The organism is Microbacterium ginsengisoli (assembly GCF_000956535.1).
Lineage (GTDB): Bacteria > Actinomycetota > Actinomycetes > Actinomycetales > Microbacteriaceae > Microbacterium > Microbacterium ginsengisoli.
In genome coordinates this window covers 44,183-62,649 of record NZ_JYIY01000074.1, presented here as the reverse complement: position 1 = coordinate 62,649, position 18,467 = coordinate 44,183, and the positions used below count along the sequence as shown (strand labels likewise).

At 71.7% G+C, this 18,467-nt stretch carries 17 protein-coding genes; all 17 read right to left on the bottom strand.

What is annotated here, in order from left to right; all coding sequences use genetic code 11:
• Positions 1 to 115: 115 nt before the first annotated feature.
• Entirely contained in the window at positions 116 to 1,744 is a 1,629-nt protein-coding gene (locus RR49_RS08430) for a serine/threonine protein kinase (protein WP_045247641.1), read from the bottom strand.
• Entirely contained in the window at positions 1,741 to 2,217 is a 477-nt protein-coding gene (locus tag RR49_RS15860) for a hypothetical protein (RefSeq protein WP_045247640.1), read from the bottom strand. Before RR49_RS15860 ends, RR49_RS08430 begins: the two co-directional genes overlap by 4 nt.
• 147 nt (positions 2,218 to 2,364) lie before the next feature.
• Positions 2,365 to 3,795, bottom strand: a complete 1,431-nt coding sequence (argH, locus tag RR49_RS08420; RefSeq protein WP_045247639.1) for an argininosuccinate lyase — start codon at positions 3,793 to 3,795, stop codon at positions 2,365 to 2,367.
• Between the two features lie 44 nt (positions 3,796 to 3,839).
• Positions 3,840 to 4,763, bottom strand: a complete 924-nt coding sequence (argF, locus tag RR49_RS08415; RefSeq protein WP_045247638.1) for an ornithine carbamoyltransferase — start codon at positions 4,761 to 4,763, stop codon at positions 3,840 to 3,842.
• Positions 4,760 to 5,992, bottom strand: coding sequence for an acetylornithine transaminase (locus RR49_RS08410; protein ID WP_045247637.1), 1,233 nt, complete (start codon positions 5,990 to 5,992; stop codon positions 4,760 to 4,762). The genes argF and RR49_RS08410 overlap by 4 nt, the downstream gene beginning before the upstream one ends.
• A complete protein-coding gene (gene argB, locus RR49_RS08405) occupies positions 5,989 to 6,894 on the bottom strand; it encodes an acetylglutamate kinase (RefSeq protein ID WP_045247636.1) in 906 nt (301 codons plus the stop codon). Before argB ends, RR49_RS08410 begins: the two co-directional genes overlap by 4 nt.
• Positions 6,891 to 8,048, bottom strand: a complete 1,158-nt coding sequence (argJ, locus tag RR49_RS08400) for a bifunctional glutamate N-acetyltransferase/amino-acid acetyltransferase ArgJ (protein WP_045247635.1) — start codon at positions 8,046 to 8,048, stop codon at positions 6,891 to 6,893. Before argJ ends, argB begins: the two co-directional genes overlap by 4 nt.
• A complete protein-coding gene (gene argC, locus RR49_RS08395; RefSeq protein ID WP_045247634.1) occupies positions 8,045 to 9,088 on the bottom strand; it encodes an N-acetyl-gamma-glutamyl-phosphate reductase in 1,044 nt (347 codons plus the stop codon). Before argC ends, argJ begins: the two co-directional genes overlap by 4 nt.
• A 244-nt stretch (positions 9,089 to 9,332) precedes the next feature.
• Positions 9,333 to 10,082: a dienelactone hydrolase family protein gene (locus RR49_RS08390; RefSeq protein ID WP_045247633.1), complete on the bottom strand. Its 750-nt coding sequence runs from the start codon at positions 10,080 to 10,082 to the stop codon at positions 9,333 to 9,335.
• A 40-nt stretch (positions 10,083 to 10,122) separates the two neighbouring features.
• Positions 10,123 to 12,630 (bottom strand): phenylalanine--tRNA ligase subunit beta, encoded by a 2,508-nt coding sequence (gene pheT, locus RR49_RS08385; RefSeq protein ID WP_045247632.1) that lies wholly within the window; start codon positions 12,628 to 12,630, stop codon positions 10,123 to 10,125.
• The gene (gene pheS / locus RR49_RS08380; protein ID WP_045247631.1) at positions 12,630 to 13,676 is read right to left on the bottom strand and encodes a phenylalanine--tRNA ligase subunit alpha; all 1,047 of its coding nucleotides are present in this window, start codon (positions 13,674 to 13,676) and stop codon (positions 12,630 to 12,632) included. Before pheS ends, pheT begins: the two co-directional genes overlap by 1 nt.
• A 32-nt stretch (positions 13,677 to 13,708) precedes the next feature.
• Positions 13,709 to 14,584, bottom strand: coding sequence for an amino acid ABC transporter permease (locus RR49_RS08375; RefSeq protein ID WP_045247630.1), 876 nt, complete (start codon positions 14,582 to 14,584; stop codon positions 13,709 to 13,711).
• On the bottom strand, positions 14,581 to 15,228 hold the full coding sequence (locus RR49_RS08370; protein ID WP_045247629.1) for an amino acid ABC transporter permease: 648 nt from the start codon (positions 15,226 to 15,228) through the stop codon (positions 14,581 to 14,583). Before RR49_RS08370 ends, RR49_RS08375 begins: the two co-directional genes overlap by 4 nt.
• 58 nt (positions 15,229 to 15,286) lie before the next feature.
• Positions 15,287 to 16,186, bottom strand: a complete 900-nt coding sequence (locus RR49_RS08365; protein WP_045247628.1) for a glutamate ABC transporter substrate-binding protein — start codon at positions 16,184 to 16,186, stop codon at positions 15,287 to 15,289.
• Between the two features lie 71 nt (positions 16,187 to 16,257).
• On the bottom strand, positions 16,258 to 17,049 hold the full coding sequence (locus RR49_RS08360; RefSeq protein WP_045247627.1) for an amino acid ABC transporter ATP-binding protein: 792 nt from the start codon (positions 17,047 to 17,049) through the stop codon (positions 16,258 to 16,260).
• 117 nt (positions 17,050 to 17,166) lie between these two features.
• The gene (locus RR49_RS08355; protein WP_045247626.1) at positions 17,167 to 17,967 is read right to left on the bottom strand and encodes a TrmH family RNA methyltransferase; all 801 of its coding nucleotides are present in this window, start codon (positions 17,965 to 17,967) and stop codon (positions 17,167 to 17,169) included.
• Between the two features lie 90 nt (positions 17,968 to 18,057).
• Positions 18,058 to 18,444: a 50S ribosomal protein L20 gene (gene rplT / locus RR49_RS08350; protein WP_045247625.1), complete on the bottom strand. Its 387-nt coding sequence runs from the start codon at positions 18,442 to 18,444 to the stop codon at positions 18,058 to 18,060.
• Positions 18,445 to 18,467: the final 23 nt, after the last annotated feature.

Below are 18,467 nucleotides of genomic sequence, written 5' to 3'. Positions count from 1 at the left end.
CATGAAGCGAGCCAATCGGGACACAGGAAGTGTCAGCCGTTCCGGTGAACCCGACGTGTACGGGGCATTGAGGAGATGTATCGGGCTGAGGTGCGGCGAGTTGCGCGGGCGCGGGTCACGGCGTGGGGGTGGGTGTGCCGGTCGGCGTCGGCGACGGGGTCGGGGTCATCGACGGCGTCGCCGACCCGGGGGGCGTCGGCGTCGGCGATGGCGCCGATGCGAGCGTGAGGGCGACGGCGGTGCCGAGGGGCACGCTGCCCGTGGGTGAGTACGAGATGACGGGCTGTCCCGGGACCCCGCCGACGACGGCGCTCGGGAACCCCGCCGCCGTCAGGCGCGCGCCCGCTGTGTCCGCGTCGAGACCGGTCACGTCGGGCACGGCGTTCCTCCCCGACGCCACCGCGAGATCGACGGCGGAGCCGGCCGCGAGCCGAACGCCCCGGGTCGCCGACGCGGTGACGACGGTGTCGGCGGATGCCGCGGCATCCACCGATTCGACCCGCCCCACACGCAGCCCCGCACGCACGAGCGCGGCCTCGGCATCGGCCCGGGAGAGCCCCACGAGCTCGGGCACCACGATGGTCGGTGCCGCCGGCGAGGGCGCTGCCGACGTGGTCGGCTCCGCGGAGGAGGCCGTCGGCGCGGGGCCCGCGTCCCAGGTCGTCGGTGTCGCCGCGGCAGACAGGCCGACGATCACCGCCCCGGCCACGAGCACACCCACCACGATGACGGCGACGCCGCCCGGCCGCCGCCACCGCACCGCACCCGCGCGCGATCGCTGCGACACGGCGACGGCGGCAGGCAGGAGGGCCGTCGTTCCGACGGCCTCCTGCCACCCGTTCGCGGTGCGCGCGGGCGACGGGTCGCCGGGCGTCTCCGCCGCGCCTGCACGCAGCAGCGCGGCGCGCATGTCTCGCGCCGACGGGCGGGAGGCGGGATCTTTCGCGAGCGCGCGCGCGATCGCCCGATCGAGCGCCGGGTCGATGCCTGCGAGCACGTCGCGCAGGCGCGGGGCGGGCGACGTGCGGTGCGCGAGGGACACCGCCTCGCTGTCGCCGGTGAACGGCGGCGCACCCGTCAGCGCGAACCACAGCACCGCCGCCACTTGATAGACATCGCTCGCCTCGACGACCGACCTTCCGGTCAGATGCTCGGGCGACGCGTACGGCACGTTCGCGACGACGCCGCCGCCCGCGGCGCTCAGCAGCGGATCGGCGCCGTGCGTCGAACGCCCGGAGAGGTCGGCGAGCCCGAAGTCGAGCAGACGCACCGAACCGGGACGCACGCCCGCCGCACCGAACTGCATCTCGACCATCACGTTGCTGGGGCTGATGTCCCGGTGCACGATCCCCGCGTCGTGGGACGCCTCGATCACGCGCAGCAGCGCGTCGGCGACGATCAGCGCGTCCGACCGAGCGAGGGGTCCCCAGCGGCGCACGTGCTGCCCGAGGGTGCTCCCCGGCACGAACTCCATCGCGATCCACGCGGACGGCGCGCCCCCACCCTGGTGCACGCCCCAGTCGACGACCTCCACCATCGCCGGGTGATCGATCGCCGACGACGCCCGCACCTCTTCGAAGAACGCATCCCAGGTGCGCTCGTCGTCTGCGAAATGCGGGTGGAGCACCTTCAGCGCGACGACCTGTTGCGTGCGTTCGTCCACGGCCTCGTAGACCGTCGCCGTACCTCCCGCGCCGACGATGCGCACGACACGGAAGCGCCCCGCGACGAGCTCGACGCTCACGTCGCGGGCTCTCCCGCAGCGGACACCGAGTCCGCGTCGGGCCCGAGCGCGCCGATCGCCGCGAGCGAGCGTACTGCGAGGGCGCCCGCATTGCGTGCCGTCACGCGGTTCTCGTACGCCCGCGAACCGACCAGCACGATCTCCTCGTCGAGGGTGGCGAACCACCGGCTCGTGCGGGTCTGGTGCTGCCGGGCGGCGTGCACGACGAGCTCCGCCGCGCGCCGCGCGAGCGTCGCGGCATCGAACCCGGCCGCCCGCTCACTCGGGTGGAGCCTGCTCCCCCGGGCGATCTCGCGATGGTTGTCGCTGACGAGCCGCCACCCGACCACCGAACCCGCCCGGCCCCGCTCGGTCGACGACGTCACGACGGCCGAGGCGCCGCTCTCGATGATCAGCTGCGTGGCGCGCAACCACTCCTGAGCCACGCGATCCTGCGTGCTCGGGAATCTGACGTAGTGCACCTGCGCGACCACCTGGCACCCTCCTATGAGCTGCGCCAGATGCAGCTGGACACGTCCCGTGATCGTGCCGACAGCGGGCGTCGGCGAGAGGAACGCGAGGTGAACGACGGCGGAAAGCAGCGCGGAGGAGACGTGAACCCCGCCAGCCGCCGAGCGGGATCAGCCGATGAGCGCGGCAGCCGCAGCCTGCGCCGACGCGATGAGCGCCGTGCGCTGCTCGGCCACCCGCACCGGGGCAGTCCCCCCGATCCCGTCGCGCGAGGAGACCGAACCCTCGATCGTGAGCACGTCGCGCACGGCCGGGGTGAGGCGCGGCGATACCTTCGTGAGCAGGGCGTCGGAGGCATCCTCGAGTCCGATCCCTGCGGACTCGCACGCCCGCACGAGCGCACCCGAGATCTCGTGCGCGTCACGGAAGGGCACACCCGCGCGTACGAGCCAGTCGGCGACGTCGGTGGCGAGCGAGAACCCCTGCGGCGCGAGCTCGGCCATGCGCGCCGTGTCGAAGCGCAGGGTGGCGACCATGCCGGTGAACGCCGGCAGCACGACCTCGAGGGTGGCGACCGAGTCGAACACCGGCTCCTTGTCCTCCTGCAGGTCGCGGTTGTAGGCGAGCGGCAGCGCCTTGAGGGTGGCGAGGAGCCCCGACACGTTGCCGATGAGGCGGCCCGCCTTGCCGCGCGCGAGCTCGGCGATGTCGGGGTTCTTCTTCTGCGGCATGATGCTCGACCCCGTCGAGTACGCGTCGTCGAGGGTCACGAAGGAGAACTCGCGGGTGTTCCAGAGGATGATCTCCTCGGCGAACCGCGACAGGTCGATGCCGATGAGCGCGGCGATGAACGCGAACTCGGCGACCACGTCCCGCGAGGCGGTGCCGTCGATGGAGTTCTGGGCAGGCTCGGCGAGCCCGAGCTCGCGCGCGACGAGCGCGGGGTCGAGACCGAGCGTGGAACCGGCGAGCGCACCGCCGCCGTACGGCGACAGACGGGCGCGCACCGCCCAGTCGCGCAGCCGCTCGAGGTCGCGCGTCAGCGCCCAGCCGTGCGCCTGCAGGTGGTGCGCGAGCAGCACGGGTTGCGCGTGCTGCAGGTGCGTGCGACCGGGGAGGATCGCCGTCTCGTGCGCCTCGGCCTGCGCGACGAGCGCGTCGATGAGCGCACGCACCTCACGCGCGATGACCGCGGCGTGATCGAGCAGGTAGAGGCGCACCAGGGTTGCGATCTGATCGTTGCGGCTGCGGCCGGCGCGGAGCTTGCCGCCGAGCTCGGCGCCGACCTCGGCGATCAGCGCCTGCTCGAGCGCACCGTGCACGTCCTCGTCCGAGGGCTGCGCGACGAGCTCCCCCGACGTCACGGCCGCGAGAAGCCGGTCGAGGCCCGCGTGCATGCGCGCCGCCTCGTCGGCGCTCAGGTAGCCCGCCGCGGTCAGCGCGGTGGCGTGCGCGTGCGAGCCGGCGATGTCGTACGGAGCGAGCACCCAGTCGAAGTGCGTCGAGCGGCTCAGTGCCTGCAGCTCGGGCGACGGCCCGCCGGCGAAGCGGGCGCCCCAGAGAGCACCCTCATTGGTTCCGTGCGCGGACTCAGCGGTCACAGGTTCGACCCTTTCGTGCGGGATGGACGAGCGGATGCCGCGGCTCACTGCTGGCGCAGCAGCCACACCAGCAGGGCTTTCTGGGCGTGCAGGCGGTTCTCCGCCTCATCCCAGACGACGCTCTGCGGGCCGTCGATGACCTCGGCGTCGACCTCGTAGCCGCGGTCGGCGGGCAGGCAGTGGATGAAGATCGCGTCGGACGCGGCGAGCGCCATCGTCTCGTTCGTCACCTTGTACGCGCCGAGGTCGCGCAGGCGCGCGAGCTTCTCCTCCTCCTTGCCCATCGACACCCAGGTGTCGGTGACGACCACGTCGGCGCCGGCGGCGGCCTCGAGCGGGTCGGTGTAGAGCGTCACCGAGCCGCCGGTCTCCTTCGCGCGCTGGTCGGCGTCGTCGATCACGTCGTCGCGGGGCGCGTAGGTGTCGGGCGAGGCGACGCGCACGTGCATTCCGGCGGTGACCCCTGCCAGCACGTACGAGTGGGCCATGTTGCTGCGCCCGTCGCCGAAGAACGCGAGGGTGAGCCCGGCGAGCTCGCCCTTGTGCTCCTTGATGGTGAGGAGGTCGGCGAGAAGCTGACACGGGTGGAAGTCGTCGGAGAGCGCGTTGACCACGGGCACGCGGGTGCCGCGGGCCATCTCCTCGAGCCCGGCCTGGGCGTAGGTGCGCCACACGATGGCCGCGACCTGGCGCTCGAGCACCCGGGCGGTGTCGGCGGGGGTCTCCTTGCCGCCGAGCTGGCTGTTGGCGGTCGAGATGATGAGCGGCGAGCCGCCGAGGTCGGCGATGCCCACCGCGAACGACACGCGGGTGCGCGTCGACGACTTGTCGAAGATCACGGCGACCGTCTGAGGACCGGCGAGCGGCTTCTGCGCCCACCGGTCGCGCTTGAGCTCGACGGCGAGATCGAGGATCTCGGCCTGCTCGACCGCTGTCAGGTCGTCGTCGCGGAGCAGATGGCGGGTCATGCGGACACCTCCGGGGAGAGAACGACGGATGCCGCGACCTCGGCGAGCGCGGCGGCGAACCGCTCGCGGAACTCGTCGATCTCGACATCGCCGATGATGAGGGGCGGCGCCAGCCGCACCGTGCTGTCGTTGGCCGCGTTCACGATGAGGCCGTGCCGCTGCGCGGCGGCGGTGACCTCGTTCGCGACCGGGTCGGTGAGGGCGACGCCGATGAGCAGCCCCTGGCCGCGCGTGCCGGTGACGAGCGGGGATCCGATGCCGTCGATGGCGTCGCGCACCTGGGCGCCCCGCACGGTCGCGGCCTCGACGAGGCCGGCGCGCTCGATCTCGTGGAGCACCGCGACCGAGACGGCGGTCGCCAGCGCGTTGCCGCCGAACGTCGACCCGTGGGTGCCGGGGTAGAACAGCTCGCTCGCCGTCGGGAACGTGATCAGCGCGCCGATCGGGAAGCCGCCGCCGATGCCCTTGGCGACAGTGATCGCATCGGGCACGATGCCCTCGTGCTGGAAGCCGAACCAGGCACCGGTGCGACCGGCGCCGGTCTGGATCTCGTCGATGATGAGCAGCGCGCCATGGCGTGCCGTGATCTCCCGTGCCGCGGCGAGGTACCCCTCGGGCAGCGGCACGACGCCCGCCTCGCCCTTGATCGGCTCGACGAACAGGGCGGCCACCGTGTCGTCGACGGCGGCCTCGAGGGCCTCGATCGTCGACGGCAGGAACTCCACGCCCGGCACCATCGGCTCGAACGGCGCGCGCATTCCCGGCTTTCCGGTGAGCGCCAGCGTGCCCATCGTGCGGCCGTGGAACGCACTCTCGAGCGCGAGGATGCGCGGCCGCGCGCTGCCGCCGTGGAGGCGGGCCAGTTTGAACGCGGCCTCGTTGGCCTCCGCCCCCGAGTTGCCGAAGTACACGCGGCCGGCGGGGCCGGTACCGGCGAGCCGCTTCAGCAGTGCCGCGAGCTCGAGCTGCGGCGGCGTGGCGAAGTAGTTCGACACGTGGGCGAGGGTCTGCGCCTGCCGGGTCACCGCGTCGACGAACACCGGGTGGGCGTGCCCGAGCGCGTCCACAGCGATGCCGGCGAGGAAGTCGAGCAGGCGGGTGCCCGCGGCATCCCAGACGTAGGCGCCCTCGCCACGGGTCAGCAGGGCCAGGCGGTCGCCGGAGTTGCGCACCAGGTCACGCCCGGCGGCCTCCTGCCAGATCTCGGTCTGCGCGTCTGCGTCGCTCATTTCGCCACCACTTCCGTTCCGATGCCCTTCTGAGTGAAGATCTCGACGAGCACCGAGTGCGGCACCCGTCCGTCGATGATCGCCGCGGTCTCCACGCCGCCCTCGATCGCGTCGAGGCACGCCCGCATCTTCGGGATCATCCCCGACTCGAGCGACGGCAGCATGGTGCGCAGCTCCTCGGCCGTGAGGCTCGAGACGAGCGACTCCCGGTTCGGCCAGTCGGCGTAGAGCCCCGGCACATCCGTGAGGATGACCAGCTTGGATGCCCCGAGGGCCACCGCGAGTGCGGCGGCCGCGGCATCCGCGTTCACGTTCAGCGACTGCCCGGGGTGGTCGAGGTCCGGGGCGATCGAGGAGACGACCGGGATGCGGCCCGCCGTCACGTGGTCGAGCACCGGCTGCGGGTCGACCTCGACGATGTCGCCCACCCGGCCGAGGTCGTGCTCGACCCCGTCGACGAGCACGCCGCGACGGCGCCCGCCGAACAGGCCCGCGTCCTCGCCCGACAGACCCGCGGCGACCGGGCCGTGGGCGTTGATCTTGGCGACCAGCTGCGGGTTCACCTGACCGGTGAGCACCATGCGCACCACCGAGATCGCCTCGGTGGAGGTCACCCGGTAGCCGCCCTTGAACTCGGTCGGGATCGCGAGCCGGTCGAGCATGTCGGAGATCTGGGGACCGCCGCCGTGCACGACGACCGGCTTGACCCCGACGTAGCGGAGGTAGGCCATGTCGGCGGCGAAGGCGTCCTGCAGCTCCTCGGAGACCATCGCGTTGCCGCCGTACTTGACGACGACGATCTGGTCGCGGAAGCGACGCAGCCAGGGCAGCGACTCGATGAGGGTCGCCGCCTTCGCGGAGGCCTCGGTCGGGTCGGTGTCTTGGAGGGCGGGATCGGTCATGAGGCGTACGCGCTGTTCTCGTGGACGTAGTCGTGGGTGAGGTCGTTGGTGAGGATCGTCGCCTCGGCGGTGCCGACCTTCAGGTCGATGAGCAGGTCGGTGGCGCGCGGGGCGAGGTCGACCTCCTCGCGGGGACGGTCGGGTCCGCCCTGGCTGCACACGCGCACGCCGTTCATCCACACGTCGACGTCGTACGGGTCGAACGCGGCCGCGGTGGTGCCGATGGCGGCGAGCACACGCCCCCAGTTCGGGTCGTTGCCGAAGATCGCGGCCTTGAACAGGTTGTTGCGCGCGACGGAGCGCCCGACCTCGACCGCGTCGGTCTCGCTCTCGGCGCTGACCACGCGGATCGTGATGTCGTGGCTCGCGCCCTCGGCGTCGCCCTGCAGCTGCCGGGCGAGGTCCTGGCAGAGGTCGGCGAGCACGGCGGCGAACACGTCGAGATCGGGATGGATGCCGGTGGCCCCGTTCGCGAGCAGGGTGACCTGGTCGTTCGTCGACATGCACCCGTCGGAGTCGAGCCGGTCGAAGCTCGTGCCGGTCGCGCGGCGCAGGGCCGCATCCGCCTCGGCGCTCGTGAGCTCGGCGTCGGTCGTGATGACGACCAGCATCGTCGCGAGGCCGGGCGCCAGCATCCCGGCGCCCTTCGCCATACCGCCGATGGTCCACCCGTCGTGGGTGCGCACCGAGCGCTTGGGCCGGGAGTCGGTGGTCATGATCGCGAGGGATGCCGCCTCTCCCCCGTCGTCCGACAGCGCCGCCACGCCCTGCTCGACGCCCGCGAGCACCTTGGCCCGGAAGACCTCGTCGCCCGTGCCGATGAGGCCCGTGGAGCACACGACGACGTCGCCGGCGCTCACCCCGAGGAGCTCGGCGGCCTTCTCGGCGGTCTGATGGGTCGTCTGGAAGCCGAACGAACCGGTGAAGCAGTTCGCCCCGCCGGAGTTCAGCACGACCGCCTCGATGACGCCGTCCGCGACGACCTGCTGCGACCAGATGATCGGGTTCGCCTTGGCCCGGTTGCTCGTGAACACGGCGGCGCCCACCTTGCGTGGGCCGCGGTTGACGACCAGCGCGACGTCGGGCTTGCCGGTCGACTTCAGTCCGACGGCGACGCCGGCGGCGGCGAATCCCTGGGCGGCGGTGACGCTCACGGGGCGACTCCGTTCACGGTGAGGGCGCGGTCCTCGGGGAGGCCGAGCGCGATGTTCATGGACTGGATGGCGGCACCGGCGGTGCCCTTGACGAGGTTGTCGACCGCGGCGGTGACGACCACGCGGTTTGCGTCGCGGTCGATCGCGAGGGACAGCAGCGCCGTGTTCGCCCCGAGCACGTCGGCGGTGCGCGGCAGCACCCCCTCGGGCAGCAGCTGCACGAAGGTCTCCCCCGCGTAGGCGCTCTCCCACGCGTCGCGCAGCTGCGCATCCGTCACGCCCGCCCGGATGGGGGCCGTCGAGGTCGCGAGGATGCCGCGGGCCATCGGCACGAGCACCGGCGTGAAGGAGATGCGCACCTCGTCGGCGCCGGCGCCGCGCAGCGCCTGCTGGATCTCGGGGATGTGCCGATGCGTGCCGCCGACGGCATACGGGTTCGCGGTGCCGAGGATCTCGCTGGCCAGGAGGTTGGTCTTGAGGCTCTTACCCGCGCCCGATGGTCCGACCGCGAGCACGCTGACGAGGTCGGTGGCGTCGATGACGCCCGCCGCGACGCCGGGCGCGAGGCTGAGGCTGACGGTCGACGCGTTGCAGCCGGGGGCGGCGATGCGGGTCGCGCCCACGAGGTTCGCGCGCTGCTTCCCGCCCGCCACGGCGAGCTCCGGCACGCCGTAGGCCCACGGCTCGTGGAAGTCGCCGCCGTAGAACCGGGCCCACGCGGCCGGATCGGTGAGCCGGTGATCGGCACCCGCGTCGATGACGAGCGCGGAGTCCTTCAGCGCGTCGGTGTACTGACCGGACTGCCCGTGCGGCAGCGCGAGGAAGACGACGTCATGGCCGGCGAGGACCTCGGGCGTGGTGTCCTCGAGGGTGAGGTGCGCGAGGGAGCGCAGGTGCGGCTGGTGCGCGATGAGCGGCTGGCCGGCGTTCGCGTGCGCGGTGACGGTCGTGATCTCGACATCGGGATGGGCTGCGAGGATGCGCAGCAGTTCACCGCCCGCATAACCGGAAGCGCCGGAGACGGCGACCGAGAGCGTCATGGATTCCACCTTAGTTTCTGGGAGGGATGCCGCTCATGCACAGAGCACGCGCGGCGAGGGCCGAACGCGGCGACACCCGCGACGGCTCCCGGAAACGGGGGACGCAGGGGTCGCCTAGAGTCGGCGGCCGCCGCGGCGTCGGCGCGCGCCACCGAGGCTCACGGGGAGCACTGCGAGGTGGAGGGACGCCGACGGCATGCCGCGAGGGTATCGGGATGCCGCATCCTCCCGCAAATCCGGGCCGTCACCCGGCGTCGAGGTGGGCGTCGAGGAAGGCCTGCACCCGCGCCCAGGCGTCGGCCGCCGAGGCTGCGTGGTAGCGGCGGCCCTCGTCGTTGAAGAACGCGTGCGCGGCATCCGGGTAGACGACCGTCTCGAGGGCGACACCCGCCTCGCGAGCCGTCTGCTCGACTGCCGGGAGCGCCTCGATGAGCGACGGATCGTGCTGTCCGTAGAGCGCGAGCACCGGCGCCGTGATGCGCCCGAGCTGCTCGGCGCCCGGCGCGGAGCCGTAGAACGGCAGCGCCGCGCGCACGCGCGGGTCGGCGGCGGCGAGGAGGAACGCGAAGGTGCCGCCGAAGCAGAAGCCGATGACCCCGATGCGTCCGTCGACGCCGGGTTCCGTGGCGACGAGGTCGACGACGCCGGTGAGGGCCCCGACCGCCCACCCGGCGTACTCGGGAGCCCGGGCCTCGGTGATCGCGTCGCGCATGCGGGGCTGGGCGGCGACCCGCGCCTCCTCGTCGTCGCTGTTCATGATCGCGAACAGCTCGGCGCCGATCGAGGGCTCGATGCCGCCACGGCTGAGGATGTCGGGGGCGGCGGCGAGGTAGCCGAGGGCGGCGAACCGGTCGGCGACGTCGCGGATGTGGTCGACGAGCCCCCAGATCTCGTGGATCACGATGACCGCTCCGCGCACGGGCCCGTCGGGCCGCGCCAGGTACACGTCGATCGCGGGGCCGTCGGGGGTCGGGATGCTGCGCGTCTCGGTCATGCCGCCACGCTACGCCCGCGCGCTATGCACGGCGTGCACGTCACTCCCGCAGGGTCGCGCCGAACCGCTCGGTGGCCACGGCCACGCCCGCGAGCTTCGCCTCCGTCGCCTCGGCCGCGGTGAGCGTGCGGTCGGGCGCGCGGAAGCGCAGCGCGAAGGTGAGGCTCTTGGTGCCCTCGGGGAGACCGTGCCCGCGGTAGTCGTCGACGAGACGCAGCGACTCGAGCAGGTCGCCCGCACCGGCCACGAGCGCCGCGGCGAGGTCGGCGGCGGCGAGGTCGGCGTCGACGATGAGCGAGACATCCTGCGTCGCCGCCGGGTAGCCCGAGAGCGACGGGGCGACGGTGCGGGTTCCGGCGGCGGCGACGAGGGCGTCGAGATCGAGCTCGGCGACCGTGACGCGGCCGGGCAGGTCGGCGTCGGCCGACACCTGCGGCAGCAGCTCGCCGACGTAGCCGATCTCCACGCCGTCGACCGACAGCACGCCGGCACGCCCCGGGTGCAGCGCCGCGCGCTGCGCCTGGGCGACGTCGATCGTGACGCCGGCAGCGGATGCCGCGACCCGTACCGCGTCGAGCACCTCGGGGAGTCCGGCGGCCTCGGCCGACCGGCCCGGCTGCTTGGGCGCGACGTGACCGGTGACGAGCACGGCGAGGTGGCGACGCTGCGGTGGGATGCCCGCGTCGAGCGCCGCGAGCGTCGCGGCGTCGGGACGTGCGGCGGCGGGCGGCACGTCGGCCGTGCCGTAGACGACGCCCGGCTCGGGGAGGAACACCGCGCCGGTCTCGAACAGCGACAGGTCGCCGAGGCCGCGCGCCTCGTTGCGGTGCGCGACGGCGAGCAGTCCCGGCACGAGGCTGCGCCGCAGCGCCGGTGCGAGTCCGTCGAGCGGGTTGGCGAGCAGCACGCTCGGCACCGCCTCGCCGTCGGCGGAGCCGTGCAGTGTGTTCGCGTCGACCGTGGTGAACGGGAACGACGGCGTCTCGACGAAGCCGGCGGCGGCGAGCGCGTTCGACACGCGACGGCGGGCTGCCTGCGCAACGGTCCAGCCGCGACCGGTCGGCGCGACAGGGAGCACCGCGGGGATGCGGTCGTAGCCCTCGATGCGGGCGACCTCCTCGGCGAGCGTCCACTTGTCGGTGAGGTCGGGGCGCCACGTCGGAGCGATGACCAGCCTGTCGTCGCCCTGGTCGAGCAGGGTGGCGCCGATCTTCTCGAGCGCGCCCGTGATCTGGTCGTCGGTGTAGTCGACCCCGATGAGCGCGGAGATGAATCCGTCCGGCAGCAGGATGCCGTCGCGCTGGTGTGCGGACTCGACTCTCGCGAGGCCGCCCTCGACCGCGCGCGTGCCGCCGGCGAGCTTCTCGAGCAGCTCGACGACGCGCTCGGCGGCGACCGACGCGACATTCGGGTCGACGCCGCGCTCGAAGCGCCGAGACGCCTCGCTCGGCAGCTTGTGGCGACGCGCGCTGCGGGCGATCGTGACCGGGTCGAACGTCGCCGCCTCGACCAGCACGTTGCGGGTCGTCTCGCTCATCTCGGTGCTCGCGCCGCCCATGACGCCCGCGAGACCGATGGGGCCCGAGGCATCCGTGATCAGCAGGTCTTCGACATGCAGGTCGCGCACCTTGCCGTCGAGGGTCTCGAGCGTCTCGCCCGGCGCCGCCCGGCGCACGGTGATGCCGCCGGAGAGCTTGTCGAGGTCGTAGCCGTGCACGGGGTTGCCGAGCTCGAGCATGACGTAGTTGGTGATGTCGACGAGCACCGAGATCGAGCGGATGCCGGCCAGCGCAAGCCGGGCCACCATCCACGGGGGCGTCGGCCGCGACGGATCGACGCCGCGCACGACGCGTGCCGCGAACTGCGACGCACCGACGCGCCCGCGGATGGGTGCGTCATCCTCGATCGCGATCTCGACGCCCGCACCCGGGTCGACCCACCGGCCCCCACCCGCGGGATCGCGGAAGGCCGCGCCGGTCGCGTGCGAGTACTCGCGTGCGGCGCCGCGCAGCGACAGCGCATACCCGCGGTCGGGGGTCACGTTGATCTCCACGGCGACGTCGTCGAGACCGAGCAGGGCGATCGCATCGGTGCCGACCTCGGGGTCGAGGCCGAGCTCGGTGAGCCGCAGGATGCCGGAGTGGTCCTCGCCGAGGCCGAGCTCGCGCGCCGAGGCGATCATGCCGTCGGAGACGTGGCCGTAGGTCTTGCGGGCCGCGATCGGGAAGGGTCCCGGCAGGACGGCGCCGGGCAGCGTCACCACGACCTTGTCGCCCGCGAAGAAGTTGCCGGCGCCGCACACGATGCCGCGCACGCCGCCGTTCGCCTCGCCGACGTCGACCTGGCACCAGCGGATCGTCTTGCCGTTGGACTGCGGCTCGGGCTCGAACGAGACCACCTGGCCGACGACGACCGGACCGGTCACGTCGAAGGAGTGCACGTCCTCCTCTTCGAAGCCGACGCTCACGAACGAGGCGAGCACGTCCTCCGGGGTCGCGTCCGCAGGGACGTCCACATATTCACGCAGCCACGACAGCGGAATGCGCATCACACCACCATCCCGAACTGCTCGCTGAAGCGCACATCGCCCTCGGCCATGTCGCGCATGTCCTGCACGTCGCTGCGGAACATGAGGGTGCGCTCGACCCCCATGCCGAACGCGAAGCCCGAGTACACCTCGGGGTCGAGACCCGCCGCGCGCAGCACGTTGGGGTTGACCATGCCGCAGCCGCCCCACTCGATCCAGCGGGCGCCGCCCTTGAACGTCGGATGCCACAGGTCGAGCTCCGCGCTCGGCTCGGTGAACGGGAAGAAGTTCGCGCGGAAGCGCGTCTTCGCCTCGGCGCCGAACAGCTGCTTGGCGACGTGGTCGAGGGTGCCCTTCAGGTGCGCCATCGTGATGCCCTTGTCGACCACGAGCCCCTCGAACTGCGTGAAGACCGGCAGGTGCGTGGCGTCGAACTCATCGGTGCGGTACACGCGGCCGGGCGAGATGACGTAGATGGGCACATCACGCGAGAGCATGGTGCGCATCTGCACCGGGCTCGTCTGGGTGCGCAGCACCAGGTGGCGCTCCACCGGGTCGACGTAGAAGGTGTCCTGCATCTGGCGCGCCGGGTGGTCGGGGTCGACGTTCAGCGCGTCGAAGTTGAACCACTCGTGCTCGAGCTCGGGACCCTCCGCGATCTCCCACCCCATGCCGACGAAGATGTCGCCGATCTGCTCCTGCAGGAGGGTCAGCGGATGCCGCGCCCCCACGCGCGTGCGCTGCGGCACGGCGGTGATGTCGACGCGCTCGCCTTCGAGCTTGGCGGCGAGCTCCGCTTCGGCGAGCGCGGTCTCGCGGGCGGCGAGCGCCTGCGTGACCTGCCCGCGGGCCTGGCCGACGAGCTTGCCGAACTCCGCCTTGCGGTCCGCGGGCACGTCGCGCATGCGCGCGTTCAGGCGCGCCAGCGGCGAGCCCTCCGCGACGTGCGCCTGTCGCGCCGCCTTCAGTTCGGCGGAATCGGATGCCGCGGCGATCGCCGCGACCGCGGCCTCGGCCGCAGCCGTCACCGCCTCGGGCGTGATCTCGTTCTCGGGTGCGTCGGACACGGGAATCGAGTCTACCGAGCGCCCCGGCTGTCTCAGGGCGCGGGCGGGGCGGCGAGGGGCTCCGTGGTCGTCGCGGGGGCCGCGGCATCCGTGCCCGTCGCTCGCGGCGACCGGCGGGTGCGGCGCTCGACGACGTACGCGACGTAGGAGAGCGCCAGGCACAGGGCGACGTAGATCGCCCCGGCGATCAGCGCCGAGGGGATCAGCGGCGAGCCGAACTGCGGATTCGAGCCCAGCAGACGCGCGTAGTAGAGCAGCTCGGGGTAGGTGATGATGAAGCCGAGCGCGGTGTCCTTGAGCGTGACGACCAGCTGCGCGATGATCACCGGCAGCATCGCGCGCAGCGCCTGGGGCAGCAGGATCAGGCGAAGCACCCCAGCCTTGCGCAGCCCGATGGCGTATCCCGCCTCCTTCTGACCGCGCGGCAGCGCCTCGACACCCGCGCGGATCACCTCGGAGAGCACGGAGCCGTTGTAGGCGATCAACGCGATCACCACCGCTCCGTAGCTCGGCAGCCGCAGCCCGAGCACGGGGAGCCCGTAGTAGAGCAGCAGCATGAAGACGAGCACCGGGATGGCGCGCAGCACCTCGACGACCGCGGTGACCGGGATGCGCACCCACGCGTGGTCGGAGAGACGCCCGATCGCGAGCACGAAGCCGAGCACGACCGAGCCGAGCGCGGCCGCGGCGAACGCCGACAGCGTCGCGATGGTGGCCTGTCCGAACTGCTCCCACACCCGGCTGTAGGTGAACAGCTCCCACTTCCGGGCGGAGAACTGACCGGTCTCGGCGAGACGCCAGATCGTCCAGGCGACGCCCGCGGCGGCGACGAGCACGGTGACGACGCCGAGGATCCGGTTGCGCAGTCGCGCCCGAGGGCCGGGCACGTCGTAGAGGACGGAACTCATCGGGCCACCTTCCAGCGACGTTCGAGCACGCGCTGCAGCCACGCCAGCAGCAGCACGAGCACCACGAACACGACCATTACCCAGAGGATCGTGACGAGCTGGTTCTCCCCCAGTTCGCTCATGTTCGCGCGGATGTTGCCGAGGTTGACGACCGAGAAGCCGCTCGCCACGGTCGTGTTCTTCAGCAGGGCGATGAGCACGCTCATCATCGGCGGGATGACCGATCGGGTCGCCTGCGGCAGCACGACGTAGCCCATCACCTGCCCGAAACCCATCCCGAGGGCGCGCGCGGCCTCGGCTTGCCCGACCGGCACGGTGTTGATGCCCGAGCGCACGGTCTCGGCGACGTAGGTGGCCGTATAGATCCCGAGGGCGGTCGTCGCGAGCAGCACGAAGTCGGCGCGGCCGGGCACGAGGAGCGGGACACAGAACGCGAAGAAGAACATCACGAGTGTGAGCGGGGTGTTGCGGATCCAGTTGACGTACACCGCGCCGACCGCGCGCGCGATCGGCACCGGGGAGACGCGCATGGCACCGACGATGAGCCCGAGGAGGAGCGCGATCGCGCCGCCGCCGAAGAACAGCACCAGAGTGCCGCGCAGTGCCTCACCCCACAGATCGGGGTAGTCGGTGAGGATGTTCACCGTCGTCGTCCTTTCGGAGGGAGCCGGGGCGGCCGCTGCGCGGCCACCCCGGCGATGATCACGAGACGGGATCGACGGCAGGCTGGGTGGCCTGCACGCCGGACGCGCCGAGGTTCTTCTCGAAGATCGCGGTCCAGGTCGGCCCTCCGTCGGTGAACATCGTGTTGATGAATGCTGCGAACGCGGTGTCGTCCTTCGCGAGCCCGACACCGTAGCGCTCGGTCGAGAACGGCTCCCCGACGACCTTCAGGTTGTCGGGGTCGGCCGCGGCATAGCCGATGAGGATCGCCTCATCGGTCGTGACCGCATCGGCCTGGCCGCTGATGAGGTTCTGCACGCACTCGGAGTAGCCGCTGAACTCGACGGTCTTCGCCTCGGGGTGCTCGTCCTTGATGCGCTGGATCGACGTGGACCCCGTCGCCGAGCACACCGTCTTCCCCGCAAGCGAGTCGACGCCCGTGATCGAGTCGTCGGACTTGCGCACGAGCAGCCCCTGCCCGGTCACGAAGTACGGGCCCGCGAAGCCGATCTGCGTCTTGCGCTTGTCGGTGATCGAGTACGTGCCGACGTAGTAGTCGATCTGCCCGTTCTCGATGGCCTGCTCACGGTTCGCGGAGGCGATCGCGGTGTACTCGATCTTGCTCTCGTCGTAGCCGAGCGACGCCGCGATCCACCGGGCGATGTCGATGTCGAAGCCCGACCTCTCACCCGTGGTCGGGTCGAGGTAGCCGAGACCCGGCTGGTCCTCCTTGACTCCGATCTTGACGACGCCGGCGGCCTTGATCTTCTCGAAGGTCGGGCTGCCGGCGATCTCGACATTGCTCGCGACCTCGAACAGCGGCGCGGCCGAGGCATCCGCGCTTCCCGAGGCACCCGGGGTGCCGCTGTTGCACGCGGTGAGCGCGAGCGCCGCGACCGCGAGTCCCGCAGCCGCTCCCATCATTCGTCTGATGCGCATGTGAATCTCTCCTGTTTCGTATCTCTTCTTCTTCGTCCGGCGCCGGGGACGGGCGCGCGGGTCTGGGGGCGTCAGTGGGTGATGAGCTTGGAGAGGAAGTCCTTCGCTCGGTCGCTGGCGGGGTTCGTGAAGAACGCGTCCGGAGTCGCCTGCTCGACGATCTGGCCGTCGGCCATGAACACGACCCGGTCGGCGGCCTTGCGCGCGAAGCCCATCTCGTGGGTGACGACGATCATGGTCATCCCTTCGTGCGCGAGCGAGGTCATCACGTCGAGCACCTCGGTGATCATCTCGGGGTCGAGGGCGCTCGTGGGCTCGTCGAAGAGCATCACCTTCGGGGTCATCGCGAGCGCCCGGGCGATGGCGACACGCTGCTGCTGTCCGCCGGAGAGCTGCGCCGGCAGCTTGTCGGCCTGCGCCCCGACGCCGACGCGGTCGAGAAGTCGACGAGCGGATGCCTCCGCCTCCGCCTTCTTCTGCTTCTTGACCTTGATCGGTCCGAGGGTGACGTTCTCGAGGATCGTGAGATGGGAGAACAGGTTGAACGACTGGAACACCATGCCGACGTCGGCACGGAGCGCCGCCAGCGCCCTCCCCTCGCTCGGAAGCGCCACGCCGTCGATCGCGATCGTTCCCGAGGTGATGGTCTCGAGCCGGTTGATCGTGCGGCAAAGCGTCGACTTCCCCGATCCGGAGGGGCCGATCACCACGACCACCTCGCCTCGGTTGACCGTCAGGTCGATGTCCTTGAGGGCGTGGAAATCGCCGTAGTGCTTCTGCACGCGCTCGACGACGACCAGCGGATCGCCGCGTCGCACGCTGATGTTCGATGTCGCCGGGCCGGGGGAATCCTGGGAAGACATGATGTCCACCCTATGAACGGGATGTGGACGATCGCGACCCGTGGCGGATTCTCCCAGGGGGATGTAACCTCCGCGGAACCTGCCTCGGCCGGGTTCCGTGACGCGGCATCCGGCCGGTCAGCCGCGCTGGGCGAACGCCGATTCGTAGAGGCAGACGCTCGCCGCGGTCGCGAGGTTCAACGACTCGGCCTGCCCGTAGATCGGCAGGCGCAGCGCGGCATCCACCCACTCGAGAGCCTCATCGGGCAGCCCGTGCGCCTCGTTTCCGAACACCCAGGCGGTCGGGCCGTCGAGTTCCCCGGCTCGCCGCGCGTCGAGCAGATCGTCGCCCTTGACGTCGGCGGCGACGACGCGCAGTCCCGCCGCACGTGCCGCATCGATCACGTCTTCCAGTGACTCGACGCGCGCCACCGGCACGTGGAACAGAGACCCGGTCGTCGACCGCACGACCTTCGGGTTGTAGGGATCCACCGTGCGCCCGGTCAGAACCACCGCATCGGCGCCGACGGCGTCGGCCGCGCGGATGATCGTGCCGAGATTGCCCGGATCGCGGATCTCTTCACAGATCGCGAGCAGTCGCGGTGCACGGGCGAGAACGTCGTCGATGGATGCCTCGTCCTGGCGGGCGACAGCGATGATGCCCTGAGGAGTGACGGTGTCAGCCATCGCCTCGATCACCGCGTCGGACGCGAGCTCGACGCGGAGCCCCGCGCGCGATGCCGCCTCGCGGAGGTCGGCGTGGCGATCCCAGGCGGCGGGCGTCGCATAGAGCTCGACCAGGCCGTCGGCACGGAAGGCGAGCGCCTCGCGCACGGCCTGCGGACCCTCGAGGAGGTACAGGCCGGTCTCGTCGCGCGCCGCCCGTTTGGCGAGCTTCGCGACCGCTCGGGCGCGCGGCGATCGGGGATTCTCGAGCACGCGGCCAGTCTAGAGCGGTGGGGTGGCTCGCCCGGGAACGACGAACGGGGCGCCCTCCCGAAGGAGGACGCCCCGTGCAGCGTGTGACGCTTAAGCCGAGACCTTGGGCGCGTTCACGTCGGCCGGAAGGGCGGCCCTCGCCGTCGCGACCAGCGACGCGAACGTCGCGGGCTCGTTCACCGCGAGGTCGGCCAGGATGCGGCGGTCGACCTGCACACCCGCGAGGCCGAGGCCCTGGATGAAGCGGTTGTAGGTGATGCCGTTCTGACGGGCAGCGGCGTTGATGCGCTGGATCCACAGACGGCGGAAGTCGCCCTTGCGCTTGCGACGGTCGCGGTACGCGTAGACGAGCGAGTGGGTGACCTGCTCCTTCGCCTTGCGGTAGAGGCGCGACCGCTGGCCACGGTAACCCGAGGCGCGATCGAGGATGGTACGACGCTTCTTCTGGGCGTTGACGGCCCGCTTGACTCTAGCCATTTCTTGTCTTCCTCACGTGGGTC